We start from the raw sequence: 14189 nt of genomic DNA, 5'->3' as shown, positions 1-14189 counted from the left end.
GTCCGCTAATTTAAGGAATTCAAGCAGCATGCAATCATTTGATGTGATTATCGCCGGTGGCGGTATGGTGGGATTGGCGTTGGCCTGCGGCTTGCAGGGCAGCGGCCTGCGCGTGGCGGTGCTGGAACAGCGGCAGCCGGAAAACTCGCCGTTGCAGGCACAACCGGCGCTGCGCGTCTCCGCCATTAACGCTGCCAGCGAACGCTTGCTGCAACAGATTGGCGTGTGGGATGACATTCTCAATCTGCGCGCTAGCCCATATAACGCGATGGAAGTGTGGGATCGGGACAGTTTCGGCAAGATCGCCTTTCGCGGCGACGAATATGGTTTCAGCCATTTGGGCCATATTATTGAAAATGACGTGATCCAGCAGGCGCTATGGAAAAAGGCGCAAACCTTGGCCGACGTCACGTTGATCGCACCAGCGGCGCTGAAACAGGTGGCGTGGGGCGAGAATGATGCCTTTATCACGCTGGAAGATGGCCGCATGTTGACCGCTCGCCTGGTGGTGGGGGCCGACGGTGCCAATTCCTGGCTGCGCCAGCACGCTGATATTCCGCTGACCTTCTGGGATTATCGCCACAGCGCGCTGGTGGCGACTATTCGCACCGAAGAACCGCATTTAGCGACGGCACGCCAGATTTTCCACGGTGACGGCATTCTGGCTTTCCTGCCATTTAACGATCCGCATTTAAGCTCCATCGTCTGGTCGGTGGCACCGGAAGAAGCTGAAAGGCTGAAGCAACTGGAACCAGTGGCCTTTAATCGCGCATTGGCGATGACTTTCGATATGCGCTTGGGCAACTGCCAGTTGGAAAGTGAACGCCTGACCTTCCCACTCACCGGGCGTTATGCCCGCAGCTTTGCCGCCCATCGTCTGGCGCTGGTGGGGGATGCGGCGCATACCGTGCATCCACTGGCTGGGCAAGGGGTGAATCTGGGCTTTATGGACGCAGCCGAACTGATATCTGAACTGAAACGCTTGCAGCGTCAGGGCAAAGATCTCGGCCAGCACCTGTATCTGCGCCGCTATGAGCGCCGCCGCAAGCATGGAGCGGCGGTGATGCTGGCCAGCATGCAGGGGTTCCGCGAGCTGTTTGCCGGCAACAACCCAGCCAAAAAACTGCTGCGCGACGTCGGCCTGCGCTTGGCAGATAGCCTGCCGGGCGTGAAGCCTAAGTTGGTGCGTCAGGCGATGGGGTTGAACGACTTGCCTGAGTGGTTGCTATAACCTTTATACCGAGGCCAGTGTGCTGGCCTCTTCAGTTTCTCCTTTATTTCCTCGTATCAAAACTTGCCGATTGAGGCCGCCATCGTTTTTTCTTATCCCACCCTTCATTTGAGAAATTCTAATTCCAGTTGGTTTTAATCATTACTTTTTCTAATTTCATGGCTGGCGTTGAAAAGCCGAAAGCGCCCGGCTAACCGCTTTTTTGTTATATAATTTCGGATGTTTTCCGCTTCAATTGTTAATTTTGTGCCTTTAGGCGCATTTTTCCAGTGAAAAACTCTGCACACTAGCGCGGCAATTGACTACGCTTGAGTGCGGTTGGGTATATTTTAACTTATGGTTAACGCCCCCGTTCAGTGGTAAGTTCAAGGTAAAGGTATCGTTTGCGCTGTGTTGGTTTACGAGCTATGCCAGCACGGTAATGTGTATTGAGCAGTCAGCGTGCGCCGCGTAATCAGGCCCGTGAGATGTTCCACGAGCCACACTGCCTTATTGCGTAGCAACACCCTGTCTTCGGCTTTTTGAGTGGAAAGAGGGAAAAGATGGCAAAGCAAACCCCACTGTACGATCAGCACCTGGCGTGCGGTGCGCGCATGGTCGATTTTCATGACTGGATGATGCCGCTGCATTACGGTTCTCAGCTTGATGAGCACCACAACGTGCGCCAGGATGCGGGCATGTTTGATGTTTCCCACATGACCATCGTGGATCTGCACGGTGCCCGCACCCGTGAATTCCTGCGCTACCTGCTGGCGAACGATGTCGCCAAGCTCACTCAACCCGGTAAAGCACTGTACAGCGGCATGCTGAATGCGTCCGGCGGCGTGATTGACGATCTGATCGTTTACTTCTTTACCGAAGACTATTTCCGCCTGGTGGTGAATTCCGCCACGCGCGACAAAGACTTAGCCTGGATCGAACAGCATGCTCTGCCCTACGGCGTCGAACTGACGGTGCGTGACGATCTGGCGCTGATCGCGGTGCAAGGCCCGCAGGCCAAAGAACGCGCCGCCACCTTATTTACCCCGCAACAAAAGCAGGCAGTAGAGGGCATGAAACCCTTCTTTGGTGTGCAGGCCGGGGATCTGTTTATCGCCACCACCGGTTACACCGGTGAAGCAGGCTATGAAATTGCTCTGCCAAAACAGCAGGCGGCCAGCTTCTGGCAGCAACTGCTGGCCGCAGGCGTTAAGCCCGCCGGGCTGGGGGCGCGCGATACCCTGCGCCTGGAAGCCGGTATGAACCTGTACGGGCAGGAAATGGACGAGGGGGTTTCACCGCTGGCGGCCAATATGGGCTGGACCATCGCCTGGGAACCGCAGGATCGCCCATTTATTGGCCGTGAGGCGTTGGAACAGCAGCGTGAAAAGGGCACGGAACAACTGGTCGGCTTGATCATGACGGAAAAAGGCGTATTACGTAATGAGTTGCCGGTGCGTTTCACCGATGCAACCGGGCGGGTGCATGAAGGGGTGATCACCAGCGGCTCTTTCTCACCAACCCTGGGTTTTAGTATTGCGCTGGCGCGCGTGCCTGCCGGTATCGGCGAGCAGGCGGTGGTACAGATCCGCAACCGGGAAATGCCAGTAAAAGTGACTAAGCCCGGTTTTGTGCGCGCTGGTAAATCGGTGATCAATTAGTTTTTATTTTTCGAAGGAGTAGCAGGCTAATGAGTAATGTGCCATCAGAACTGAAATACGCCGCATCCCATGAGTGGGTGCGTGATGAAGGTAATGGCGAATATGTGGTGGGTATTACCGAACACGCACAGGAATTGCTGGGTGACATGGTCTTTGTCGATCTGCCGGAAGTCGGCACGACCGTTTCTGCCGGTGATGACTGCGCCGTTGCAGAGTCCGTGAAGGCAGCTTCCGATATTTATGCGCCAATCAGCGGTGAAATCATTGCCGTCAACGGTGAGCTGGATGCCTCTCCAGAGATGGTTAACAGCGAGCCGTATGGCGATGGCTGGTTGTTCCGTATCAAGGCATCTGACGAAGCAGAGCTAGATAGCCTGCTAGATGCTGATGCATACCAAGCCTCCATCGACGAGTAATCAGTTCAACGCCCCGCATGTGACTCACAGCGGGGCGTTTTGCAGTTCAGGCTCTATCCCGTACCTCGCAAGCATTCAGGAATTTGTAGCAATGACCCAGACACTCAGCCAACTTGAACACAGCGAAGCGTTTATTGAACGCCATATCGGCCCTTCTGCGCAGCAACAGCAGCAGATGCTGGACGTGGTGGGGGCACGCACGCTCAGCGCGCTTATCCAACAGATTGTGCCGGCAGATATTCAACTGCCTGGGCCACCGCCGGTGGGGGATGCGGTTACTGAACATCAGGCATTGGCCGAACTGAAGGCGATTGCGGCGCAAAATCAGCGTTATAAATCCTACATCGGTATGGGCTACAGCGCGGTGCTGACGCCGCCGGTGATCCTGCGCAATATGCTGGAAAACCCGGGCTGGTACACCGCTTATACTCCTTATCAGCCAGAAGTATCGCAGGGCCGCCTCGAGGCGCTGCTCAATTTCCAGACCGTGACGCTCGATCTGACCGGGCTGGACCTGGCTTCTGCCTCACTACTTGATGAAGCCACCGCCGCCGCAGAAGCGATGGCATTGGCCAAGCGCGCCAGCAAGCTGAAGGACGCTAACCGTTTCTTTGTGGCCGACGATGTACATCCGCAAACGCTGGACGTGGTGCGCACCCGTGCCGAAACCTTCGGTTTTGAAGTGATCGTCGATAAACCTGCGAAAGTGCTGGAGCTGCAAGGCGTGTTCGGCGTGCTGCTGCAGCAGGTGGGCACCACCGGGGAACTGCACGATTACAGCGTTTTGCTGGCTGAACTGAAGAACCGTAAAATCATTACCAGCATGGCGGCCGATATCATGGCGCTGGTGCTGTTGACTGCTCCGGGCAAACAGGGCGCAGACGTGGTGTTTGGTTCCGCACAGCGTTTTGGCGTGCCGATGGGCTATGGTGGCCCACACGCGGCGTTCTTCGCCTGCCGTGACGAATTCAAACGCTCAATGCCGGGCCGGATCATTGGTGTTTCCCGTGACGCAGCCGGTAATACCGCGCTGCGCATGGCGATGCAGACCCGTGAGCAACATATCCGCCGTGAGAAGGCGAACTCGAATATCTGTACTTCGCAGGTGCTGCTGGCCAATATCGCCAGCCTGTATGCGGTGTACCATGGCCCACAGGGGCTACAGCGTATCGCCGGGCGCATCCACCGCCTGACCGATATTCTGGCCGCAGGCCTGCAACAGGCGGGCTTGCCACTGCGCCATAAAACCTGGTTCGATACTCTGACCGTGGAAGTGAAAGACAAAGCCGCAGTGCTGGAGCGAGCATTAAGCTTCGGTATTAACCTGCGCACCGATATTCACGGTGCAGTGGGCATCACGCTGGACGAAGCCACTTCGCGCGAAGACGTGCAGGCGCTGTTTGCCGTGCTGGCGGGGGATAACCATGGGTTGGATATCGATGCGTTGGACGCGGCAGTCAGCAACGGTAGCGCATCAATCCCGGCGGCGATGCTGCGTAAAGATCCGATCCTTACTCATCCGGTATTCAACCGTTACCACAGCGAAACCGAGATGATGCGCTACATGCATCGCCTGGAGCGCAAAGATTTGGCGCTGAATCAGGCGATGATCCCGCTCGGCTCCTGCACCATGAAGCTGAATGCCGCGGCGGAAATGATCCCGATCACCTGGCCTGAATTTGCTGAACTGCATCCGTTCTGCCCGCCAGAGCAGGCCGCTGGTTATCAGCAGATGATTGGCCAACTCACGCAATGGCTGGTGCAACTGACCGGCTATGATGCGGTATGCATGCAGCCCAACTCCGGTGCCCAGGGTGAATATGCCGGTTTGCTGGCGATCCGCCGTTATCACGAAAGCCGCAACGAAGCGGGCCGTCATATCTGCCTGATCCCAAGTTCCGCACACGGCACCAACCCGGCCTCTGCCCAGATGGCGGGCATGAGCGTGGTGGTGGTGGCCTGCGATAAGAACGGCAACATCGATCTGCACGATCTGCGAATGAAGGCGGAGCTGGCCGGGGATGAGCTCTCGTGCATCATGGTGACCTACCCGTCAACTCACGGCGTGTATGAAGAAACCATCCGTGAAGTGTGCCAGATTGTGCATCAGTTCGGCGGTCAGGTGTATCTCGACGGTGCCAATATGAACGCTCAGGTGGGCATTACTACGCCGGGCTACATCGGTGCCGATGTGTCGCACCTTAACCTGCATAAAACCTTCTGTATTCCACACGGCGGTGGTGGCCCAGGTATGGGGCCCATCGGCGTTAAAGCGCATTTGGCCCCCTTCGTTCCGGGCCACAGCGTGGTGCAGATCGACGGTGTGACCACACAGCAGGGCGCGGTGTCTGCTGCGCCGTTCGGCAGTGCTTCTATCCTCCCTATCAGTTGGATGTATATCCGCATGATGGGGGCGGAAGGCCTGAAGCAGGCCAGCCAGGTGGCGATCCTGAATGCCAACTACATCGCAACCCGCCTGAAAGAGGCTTATCCGGTGCTGTATACTGGCCGCGATCATCGCGTGGCGCACGAATGTATTCTCGATATCCGTCCGTTAAAAGAGCAGACCGGCATCAGCGAAATGGATATCGCCAAACGCCTGATCGATTACGGTTTCCATGCGCCTACCATGTCGTTCCCGGTCGCGGGGACGCTGATGGTGGAACCGACCGAGTCGGAAAGCAAAGCAGAGCTCGATCGCTTTATTGACGCGATGCTGGCGATTCGCAGCGAGATCGACCGGGTGCACAAAGGCGAATGGCCGTTGGACGATAACCCACTGGTGAATGCGCCGCATATTCAGGCCGAACTGGTCAGCGACTGGCAGCATGCTTACAGCCGTGAACTGGCGGTATTCCCGGTGGCGGGTGTGCGTGAAAACAAGTACTGGCCGAGCGTGAAACGCCTTGATGATGTTTATGGCGATCGTAATCTGTTCTGTTCTTGCGTACCGATGAGCGAATACCAGTAACACAATCAGCCAGGTTTTTGACTAAGGGCCCCCGCATGATGCGGGGGTTTTTTTATACCTGGAATTTTTGGTCTTAAGATGGGTTTACCGGCACCACATTTTCGCTCGGATAGCACCCTAGCACCTTCAATGAACGGGTGATTGGCGTCAGATCTTTCAAGGCTTTCTGCATGGATTCAGAGCGCAGGTTGGCCTGTACATCAATATAAAACATCTCTTCCCACGGGTTGCCGTTGATCGGGCGTGATTCCAGCTTGGTCATGATGATGCCGTTGTCACGCAGCACCAACAAAGCTTCTACCAGTGCACCTGACTGTTGGCCGGTGGCCATGATCAGCGTAGTTTTGGCGGGAACCTGTTCTGAGACTTCGATCGCTTTGCGTGCCAGCACGATGAACCGGGTAATGTTCTGCTGCTGGTTAGCCAGATTGTGCTCAAGGACCTGCAGTTGGTACAGCGCACCACCGGCTTCGCTGCCCAATGCCGCCGCCTTTGGTGAATTCAGTTTAGCCACTTTTTCCATGGCGGCAGCGGTGCTTTCGCAATATTCGATCTTCCAATGTGGATAACGATTAATAAACTGGCTGCACTGCTGGAAAGGTTGTGGATGGCTGTAAACGATCTCGATCTGGTTCAGATCGGTTGCGCCAGCAACCAGTACGCAGTGATCGATCGGTAACGTGAGTTCCCCGACGATCGACAGACTGGTGTGCTGCAGCAGGTCGTACACATCGTTGATTGAACCAGAGCTGGTGTTTTCGATTGGCAGAATGGCGTAATCCGCCTGGCCGGTTTCAACTTGGGTAAAGATATCCTGGAATTTCTGGCAGCCGCATTCGATGAGTTGATCGAAGTGGCGAGCGCCGTATTGGCGTGCCGCAAGGTGCGAGTAAGACCCTTTGGGGCCGAGGAAAGCAACGCGCGCAGAGTGCTGGCTGATTTGGTTAAGCTGATGCTGTAACAGGGCCTGTTGCGTGAGCACAGAGTCTTCAATGATGAGCTGAAACAGGCGGGTGACGTAAAAACCGTCAAGGTCATAAGGTTTGGCGGCGCTAATCAGCGCATCCAGCAGGTCGCGTTCACGTTCTTTATCGCGGATTGGCCGGTGTGAGTGCAGCTTGGTTTTGCCCACCTCCACCGCCAGCTCACGACGCTCTGCCAGCAGTGCCAGCAGTTTCAGATCCAGTGCGCTGATGCGTTCGCGCAGCACGAGTAACGGGTTGTCAGTCATAATCAGCTTTGCCTTGTGTTCTTATATACCCTTCATACTTCAAGCTGCTTGGGGGTTGGCTGCCTTCGTTCACCCTAGTCACAGAGCTTATCTATGCCCCTAGGGTTTCACTCAGTTGCCGCCTACAGGCAACGCGAATTATTTTGGGTAAAGTCGTTAAATAGCCATAAAAAAAGCCCCCTGTTTTCAGGAGGCTTGGTTGTTCGTCTTCGCATTCTTTATCACACGACGAAACGCCTCCCAATCAGGGGAAGGTAAAAAAGAATGCGAAGAAAAACGGTTTACGAGTCATTGTTGTCCAAAATCGCTATGCATCAGGTTTTAAGGTAACCGCTGGCTTTTCTCTGTGTCAATAAAAACCGGTAATCAAAAAACGCGCCCGAGGGCGCGTTTGATGAAAAACAACCATGAAAAGGCGATTACTCTTCCGGGATCACTTCCGGAGCAATGTCTTTCACACTAGCGTATGCGCGGCGCGCTTCGCTCTTGTGCTGCACTTTGTTCAGCTGACGCTCAAGTTTGGCGATCAGGTCATTAACGGCGGTGTACATGTCTTCATGTTTTGCGCTGGCAACCAGCGGGCCGTTAGGGGTGGTAATGGTTGCGTCTACGGCAAACCCTTTAGGTTCTTTGGATAAAACAATATGCGGGTTAATCAGTTGAGCCTGCCATTTATCCAGTTTGGTGAGACGGTCTTCGACGTGACTACGGATTGCGGGGGTGATATCCATGTGTTTGCTGGTAATGTTGATTGTCATATAACTTACCTCTTTGTCTTTCCGTCTTGGATATGTTCAGCATAACTCGCTTTTTGCTGAAATGGGTGAGAGAAATCACGTATTTTTGTCACTTTTTGCAAAGTTAATGCAATCTGTGATTTAGGCTCTGAAACAGCTATCTAACACTTGAGTCTTACTGACAGAACGCGCATTATTGATAGGTTAACAAGCAGCAAAAGGTTGTTAACATTGTGTTTTTGCTTGTGGATTTACCGCAAATGGAAACGGCAGCCGAAGCTGCCGTTTTTTACTTCTGTGACTACCTGAAAGGTTACGCCGGGTTGGCAGCGATGATTTTCGCCACTTTGTCAGCCTGAGCATTCAACTCCAGTTGACGATAGGCATTTTCCATCAGCGGTAGCGCATCACGGGTCGCTTTAGTGTCCGGGAATTCACGCATCATCTGTTCAACGCGATTAACGACCGCGACGTAAGCACCGCGTTTAGTGTAGTATTCCGCCACTGAAAGCTCATACTTAGACAGACGGTTTTTCAGGAACACCAGACGTTTGTATGCGTCAGTGGCGTACTGGCTGTTCGGATACTGCTGAAGCAGCTGGCTGAAATCACGGAATGCGGCGCGGGCATATTGCGGATCGCGGTCAGAACGGTCAACCCCGAAGAAGCCCTGTAACGCACTGTCATCCAACGCCATATCCGTCAAACCGCGCATGTACATGACGTAATCAATGTTCGGGTGCGTTGGGTTCAAGCGCATAAAGCGATCGATAGAAGCCTGCGCCAACGGTAAATCGGCAGATTTATAGTAGGCATAAATCAGATCCAACTGGACCTGCTGGGAGTACGGCCCGAAAGGATAGCGGTTATCTAACGCTTCAAGCTGTTTAATCGCGCCCTTAAAGTCACCGTCTTGCAGTTTTTGCTGGGCAGTAGCATAGATTTCCGAAGGTGGGCTGTCGGGAACCGCATCCTTGGATGTGGAGCAACCAGCCAGCGCCAGGCTCAACGTGGCTGCCGCCACCAGATATTTCATACGCGTCATGACGTTTTGATTATCCTCAGGGTGTTATTCCGGGAGACTGTCCGTTAAGCTCCCGACAAAAGACCAGTTACAATAGCACATTATATTAAACGGCATCGCCGTGAAAACCCAACGTTAACGAAAGAAGCTGCATATGGCACAACAAGTACAACTCACCGCAACGGTGGCCGAAACTCAACTCGGACAACGTTTAGATCAGGCTTTGGCCGAATTGTTCCCTGATTATTCCAGATCGCGCATAAAAGATTGGATCCTGGAAGATCGGGTACAGGTCAATGGCAAAACCGTAAACAAGCCGAAAGAGAAGGTACTGGGGGGAGAGACGGTCGCCATTGATGCACAGATAGAAGAAGATGCCCGTTGGGAACCGCAGGACATTACATTAGATATCGTCTATGAAGACGCCGATATTCTGGTGATCAACAAACCTCGCGATTTCGTGGTGCACCCAGGTGCCGGTAACCCGGATGGCACGGTGCTCAATGCGTTACTGCATCATTACCCGGAAATTGCCGATGTGCCGCGTGCCGGTATTGTGCACCGCCTGGATAAAGATACCACCGGCCTGATGGTGGTAGCGAAAACCGTCCCGGCGCAAACCCGCCTGGTAGAAGCACTGCAGGCGCGTGACATCACCCGGGAATATGAAGCGGTGGCGATTGGCACCATGACCGCGGGGGGCACGGTGGAAGAGCCGATCGCGCGCCATTCCACCAAACGTACCCATATGGCCGTGCACCCGATGGGGAAACCGGCGGTAACGCACTACCGCATTATGGAACATTTCCGTGCGCATACCCGCCTGCGCCTGCGCCTGGAAACCGGCAGAACTCACCAGATCCGTGTGCATATGTCACACATCAACCACCCGCTGGTGGGTGACCCGCTGTATGGTGGCCGTCCGCGCCCGCCAAAAGGGGCATCAGAGGCATTCATCAACACCCTGCGTGGGTTTGATCGCCAGGCATTGCACGCCACGATGCTGCGTTTGTATCACCCCATCAGCGGTATCCAGATGGAATGGCATGCGCCATTGCCGCAGGATATGGTTGAGCTGATCGAGGCGCTGAAAGCGGATACCGAAGAATTCAAAGACCAAATGGATTGGTAATGGACGCGCTCATTTTGCCCGATTGGCCGATACCTGCAGGCGTAAAGGCCTGCAGTACCACCCGTCATGGGGGGATCAGCCTACCGCCTTACGATTCATTGAATCTGGGGGCTCACGTGGGTGACGATGCCCAGGCAGTGGCTGATAACCGTCAACGGCTGATGGTAGGAGCGGGTTTACCGCAGATGCCGCTGTGGCTAGAGCAAGTGCACGGAACTCGAGTCCTGACGTTGGACGGGCGAACGCCGGATGATTTGCGTGCCGATGCGGTTTACAGCCGGGTGGCTGGGCAGGTGTGTGCGGTGATGACGGCGGATTGCCTGCCGGTGCTGTTTGCTTCACAGGCTGGTGATGAAGTGGCCGCCGCTCATGCGGGCTGGCGTGGGCTCTGTAATGGCATCTTAGAGCGCACGATAGAACACTTTGTCGCTGTGCCGGGGAAAATCACGGCCTGGCTTGGCCCGGCCATCGGCCCACAGCAGTTTGAAGTGGGGGCAGAAGTGCGCGCGGCGTTTATTGCCGCAGATACTGCGGCGGCTTCAGCATTTACTCCCCATGGCGATAAATTTCTCGCCGATATCTATCTTTTGGCACGCCAGCGCCTTCAGCGTGCGGGTATTTTCGCCATTTACGGTGGAAATCGATGTACCGTGAGCGAAATGAGTCATTTTTTCTCCTATCGGCGCGATGGAGTAACCGGACGTCTGGCAAGTTTGATCTGGGTGAGATAACCTACTGCCCTAGGACGATCCACAGATGCATGACGTTGTACTGATAATATAGTGCCAGAATAACCTTGAAAATTTGAGGGATGACCTCATTTAATCTCCTGTAGCAATTCTGCACTATATTGGAGGTGTTATGCGTCTGGATCGTCTTACCAACAAGTTCCAGCTTGCCCTCGCCGATGCCCAATCTTTGGCCCTAGGGCGCGACAATCAATTTATCGAACCGTTACATCTGATGAGCGCATTGCTCAATCAGGAGGGAGGAACGGTTCGCCCATTGTTAACTTCTGCCGGGATCGACGCCGGGCGTGTGCGCAGCGAGATCGATCAGGCGTTAACCCGTCTGCCGCAGGTTGAAGGGACTGGTGGTGACGTTCAACCGTCACACGAACTGGTGCGCGTGCTCAACCTGTGCGACAAACTGGCGCAAAAACGCGCAGACAAATTTATTTCTTCCGAGCTGTTTGTTCTGGCGGTGCTTGAAGATCGCGGTACGTTGACCGATCTGCTGAAAGCGGCTGGCGCAACGGCGGATAAACTCTCCAAAGCCATTGAACAAATGCGAGGTGGTGACAGCGTGGATGATCAAGGTGCGGAAGATCAGCGTCAGGCATTGAAGAAATACACCATCGATCTCACCGAGCGTGCCGAGCAGGGTAAACTTGACCCGGTCATCGGCCGCGATGAAGAAATCCGTCGTACCATTCAGGTATTACAGCGCCGTACCAAAAATAACCCTGTTCTGATCGGTGAACCGGGCGTCGGTAAGACGGCGATTGTCGAAGGCTTGGCGCAGCGCATCATTAATGGCGAAGTGCCGGAAGGGCTCAAGCATAAGCGTGTACTTTCTTTGGATATGGGCGCGTTGATTGCCGGGGCAAAATATCGCGGTGAGTTTGAAGAACGCCTGAAAGGGGTGTTGAGCGATCTCTCCAAGCAGGAAGGCAGCGTCATTCTGTTCATCGACGAACTGCACACGATGGTCGGTGCCGGTAAGGCCGACGGCGCGATGGATGCGGGCAACATGCTCAAGCCAGCGCTGGCCCGTGGGGAGCTGCACTGTGTGGGTGCCACCACGCTGAATGAGTATCGTCAGTATATAGAAAAGGATGCCGCGCTTGAGCGCCGCTTCCAGAAAGTCTATGTGGCAGAACCGACGGTCGAAGATACCATCGCCATTTTGCGTGGATTGAAAGAGCGCTATGAACTGCATCACCATGTGCAGATTACCGATCCGGCGATTGTGGCAGCGGCGACCTTGTCGCATCGTTATATTTCCGATCGCCAGTTGCCGGATAAAGCCATTGACCTGATCGATGAAGCAGCATCCAGCATTCGTATGCAGATGGACTCCAAACCTGAATCGCTCGATCGTCTGGAGCGCCGTATCATCCAGTTGAAGCTGGAACAGCAGGCGCTGAATAAAGAATCTGATGATGCCAGTAAAAAACGCCTGGAGATGCTGAGCAGTGAACTCGAGCAGAAAGAGCGTGAATATTCTGAACTGGAAGAAGAGTGGAAAGCGGAGAAAGCCTCGCTTTCCGGTACGCAGAATATCAAAGCTGAGCTTGAGCAGGCCAAAATCAGCCTGGAGCAGGCCCGCCGTTTGGGCGATCTTGCCCGCATGTCTGAGTTGCAGTACGGCAAAATTCCGGAACTGGAAAAACAGCTCGCTGCTGCGACACAGGCTGAAGGCAAGACCATGAAGCTGCTGCGTAACCGTGTTACCGATGCGGAGATTGCCGAAGTATTGGCAAAAGCTACCGGTATTCCGGTCGCCAGAATGCTGGAAGGTGAGCGTGACAAACTGTTGCGTCTTGAGCAAGAGCTGCATTCGCGCGTGATTGGGCAGGACGAAGCCGTGGTTGCAGTATCTAATGCCATTCGTCGTAGCCGGGCGGGGCTTTCCGATCCGAACCGGCCGATCGGCTCATTCCTGTTCCTTGGCCCAACGGGGGTAGGTAAAACGGAACTGTGTAAAGCGCTGGCTTCATTCCTGTTCGACAGTGATGACGCCATGGTGCGTATCGACATGTCCGAGTTTATGGAGAAGCACTCCGTCTCAAGGTTGGTTGGGGCACCTCCAGGTTATGTCGGTTACGAAGAGGGCGGCTATTTAACGGAAGCGGTACGCCGTCGGCCTTATTCGGTGATTCTGCTCGATGAAGTGGAAAAAGCACATCCCGATGTGTTCAACATTCTATTGCAGGTGTTGGATGACGGGCGCTTGACGGATGGGCAAGGGCGCACCGTCGATTTCCGCAACACCGTGGTAATCATGACCTCTAACCTAGGTTCCGATCTGATTCAGGAACATTTTGGCCAGATGAACTATGCGCAGATGAAAGAATCGGTTATGGAGATGGTGAGCCATCATTTCCGCCCGGAATTCATCAACCGTATTGATGAGGTGGTGGTGTTCCATCCACTGGGCCAGAAACATATTGCAGCGATTGCCAAGATTCAGTTGGCTCGCCTATACAAACGTCTGGAAGAGCGTGGTTATGAGGTGAGTATCACTGAGCCAGCGTTGGAGCTGTTGGGTAAAACCGGTTACGACCCGGTTTATGGCGCTCGACCACTGAAGCGTGCTATCCAGCAGGAAATCGAAAACCCGCTGGCGCAGCAAATCCTCTCTGGGAAACTGATACCGGGCAAACCTGTGACGCTGGATGTGGAAAACGAGCATATTGTTGCCAAGCAGTAAGTGTTGTCAGTGTTTGTAGCAAAGGGGGGCGGTGCTGTATGAACCGCCCCCTTTCTTTTTGTTTAGCTTAGTTGGTGCCTTTTCTTGGTTCAGATCGCTAAAAGCGGTCTCTTTCTGGCTAATAAACACCCTCAAAGGATGTTTTTGTCTGTTTTTTGAACGCTTGAGGCATTTTTTGAATTTAGGGGTTGCGGCCGGCGCGGAACTCCCTATAATGCGCCTCCACTGACCGGGAACAACGACTGACAAGGTCGCCCAGCCAGGAAGAACCAACCCGGTGAAAACACCGTTCTCAACAGAGAAAAAAGGTTGACTCTTCAGCGGGAAAGCGTATTATCTGCCTCCCGCGTTACCGAGAAACATACCGGTAAC

General features: G+C 54.4%; 11 protein-coding genes and 1 other annotated feature. Of the genes, 7 read left to right on the top strand and 4 right to left on the bottom strand.

Annotation, left to right across the window (positions count from 1 at the left end; genetic code table 11):
* Positions 1-28: 28 nt before the first annotated feature.
* The 4 genes from ubiI (at position 29) to gcvP (ending at position 6258) form a co-directional block, all read left to right on the top strand.
* A complete protein-coding gene (gene ubiI, locus BMI79_RS17120; RefSeq protein WP_076943315.1) occupies positions 29-1231 on the top strand; it encodes an FAD-dependent 2-octaprenylphenol hydroxylase in 1203 nt (400 codons plus the stop codon).
* A 542-nt stretch (positions 1232-1773) separates the two neighbouring features.
* Complete coding sequence (gene gcvT, locus BMI79_RS17115) at positions 1774-2871, top strand: glycine cleavage system aminomethyltransferase GcvT (RefSeq protein WP_076943314.1); 1098 nt, start codon at positions 1774-1776, stop codon at positions 2869-2871.
* Between the two features lie 29 nt (positions 2872-2900).
* Positions 2901-3287 (top strand): glycine cleavage system protein GcvH, encoded by a 387-nt coding sequence (gene gcvH, locus BMI79_RS17110; RefSeq protein WP_076943313.1) that lies wholly within the window; start codon positions 2901-2903, stop codon positions 3285-3287.
* Between the two features lie 91 nt (positions 3288-3378).
* Positions 3379-6258 carry an aminomethyl-transferring glycine dehydrogenase gene (gcvP, locus tag BMI79_RS17105; RefSeq protein WP_076943312.1) on the top strand — a complete coding sequence of 960 codons (2880 nt, stop codon included), beginning with the start codon at positions 3379-3381 and terminating at the stop codon, positions 6256-6258.
* Positions 6259-6331: 73 nt separating this feature from the next.
* Here the strand turns inward: gcvP and pheA are convergent, their stop codons facing one another.
* The 4 genes from pheA to bamD all read right to left on the bottom strand — a co-directional run bounded on the left by pheA (position 6332) and on the right by bamD (position 9271).
* Positions 6332-7489 carry a bifunctional chorismate mutase/prephenate dehydratase gene (gene pheA / locus BMI79_RS17100; protein ID WP_076943311.1) on the bottom strand — a complete coding sequence of 386 codons (1158 nt, stop codon included), beginning with the start codon at positions 7487-7489 and terminating at the stop codon, positions 6332-6334.
* 166 nt (positions 7490-7655) lie between these two features.
* Positions 7656-7782: a sequence feature (Phe leader region), on the bottom strand.
* Positions 7734-7781 carry a hypothetical protein gene (locus BMI79_RS24120; protein ID WP_197062210.1) on the bottom strand — a complete coding sequence of 16 codons (48 nt, stop codon included), beginning with the start codon at positions 7779-7781 and terminating at the stop codon, positions 7734-7736. Its footprint overlaps the feature before it by 48 nt.
* 126 nt (positions 7783-7908) lie before the next feature.
* The gene (gene raiA / locus BMI79_RS17095) at positions 7909-8247 is read right to left on the bottom strand and encodes a ribosome-associated translation inhibitor RaiA (protein WP_076943310.1); all 339 of its coding nucleotides are present in this window, start codon (positions 8245-8247) and stop codon (positions 7909-7911) included.
* Positions 8248-8539: 292 nt separating this feature from the next.
* The gene (gene bamD / locus BMI79_RS17090; RefSeq protein ID WP_076943309.1) at positions 8540-9271 is read right to left on the bottom strand and encodes an outer membrane protein assembly factor BamD; all 732 of its coding nucleotides are present in this window, start codon (positions 9269-9271) and stop codon (positions 8540-8542) included.
* A 133-nt stretch (positions 9272-9404) separates the two neighbouring features.
* On the opposite strand from bamD, the gene rluD reads away from it, so the two are divergent.
* The 3 genes from rluD to clpB all read left to right on the top strand — a co-directional run bounded on the left by rluD (position 9405) and on the right by clpB (position 13817).
* A complete protein-coding gene (gene rluD, locus BMI79_RS17080; RefSeq protein WP_076943308.1) occupies positions 9405-10382 on the top strand; it encodes a 23S rRNA pseudouridine(1911/1915/1917) synthase RluD in 978 nt (325 codons plus the stop codon).
* Positions 10382-11113: a purine nucleoside phosphorylase YfiH gene (yfiH, locus tag BMI79_RS17075; RefSeq protein ID WP_076943307.1), complete on the top strand. Its 732-nt coding sequence runs from the start codon at positions 10382-10384 to the stop codon at positions 11111-11113. Before rluD ends, yfiH begins: the two co-directional genes overlap by 1 nt.
* 130 nt (positions 11114-11243) lie before the next feature.
* On the top strand, positions 11244-13817 hold the full coding sequence (gene clpB / locus BMI79_RS17070; RefSeq protein ID WP_076943306.1) for an ATP-dependent chaperone ClpB: 2574 nt from the start codon (positions 11244-11246) through the stop codon (positions 13815-13817).
* Positions 13818-14189: the final 372 nt, after the last annotated feature.

The organism is Serratia oryzae (assembly GCF_001976145.1).
GTDB classification, from domain to species: Bacteria; Pseudomonadota; Gammaproteobacteria; order Enterobacterales; family Enterobacteriaceae; genus Chania; species Chania oryzae.
Note: the sequence above shows the minus strand (reverse complement) of the source record. Positions and strands in the feature narration are given on the sequence as shown.

What these genes read in the sequence shown, in the direction of transcription:
- ubiI (WP_076943315.1), top strand. Translation starts at nt 29, where the DNA reads ATGCAATCATTTGATGTGATTATCGCCGGTGGCGGTATGGTGGGATTG.
- gcvT (WP_076943314.1), top strand. Translation starts at nt 1,774, where the DNA reads ATGGCAAAGCAAACCCCACTGTACGATCAGCACCTGGCGTGCGGTGCG.
- gcvH (WP_076943313.1), top strand. Translation starts at nt 2,901, where the DNA reads ATGAGTAATGTGCCATCAGAACTGAAATACGCCGCATCCCATGAGTGG.
- gcvP (WP_076943312.1), top strand. Translation starts at nt 3,379, where the DNA reads ATGACCCAGACACTCAGCCAACTTGAACACAGCGAAGCGTTTATTGAA.
- pheA (WP_076943311.1), bottom strand. Translation starts at nt 7,489, where the DNA reads ATGACTGACAACCCGTTACTCGTGCTGCGCGAACGCATCAGCGCACTG.
- raiA (WP_076943310.1), bottom strand. Translation starts at nt 8,247, where the DNA reads ATGACAATCAACATTACCAGCAAACACATGGATATCACCCCCGCAATC.
- bamD (WP_076943309.1), bottom strand. Translation starts at nt 9,271, where the DNA reads ATGACGCGTATGAAATATCTGGTGGCGGCAGCCACGTTGAGCCTGGCG.
- rluD (WP_076943308.1), top strand. Translation starts at nt 9,405, where the DNA reads ATGGCACAACAAGTACAACTCACCGCAACGGTGGCCGAAACTCAACTC.
- yfiH (WP_076943307.1), top strand. Translation starts at nt 10,382, where the DNA reads ATGGACGCGCTCATTTTGCCCGATTGGCCGATACCTGCAGGCGTAAAG.
- clpB (WP_076943306.1), top strand. Translation starts at nt 11,244, where the DNA reads ATGCGTCTGGATCGTCTTACCAACAAGTTCCAGCTTGCCCTCGCCGAT.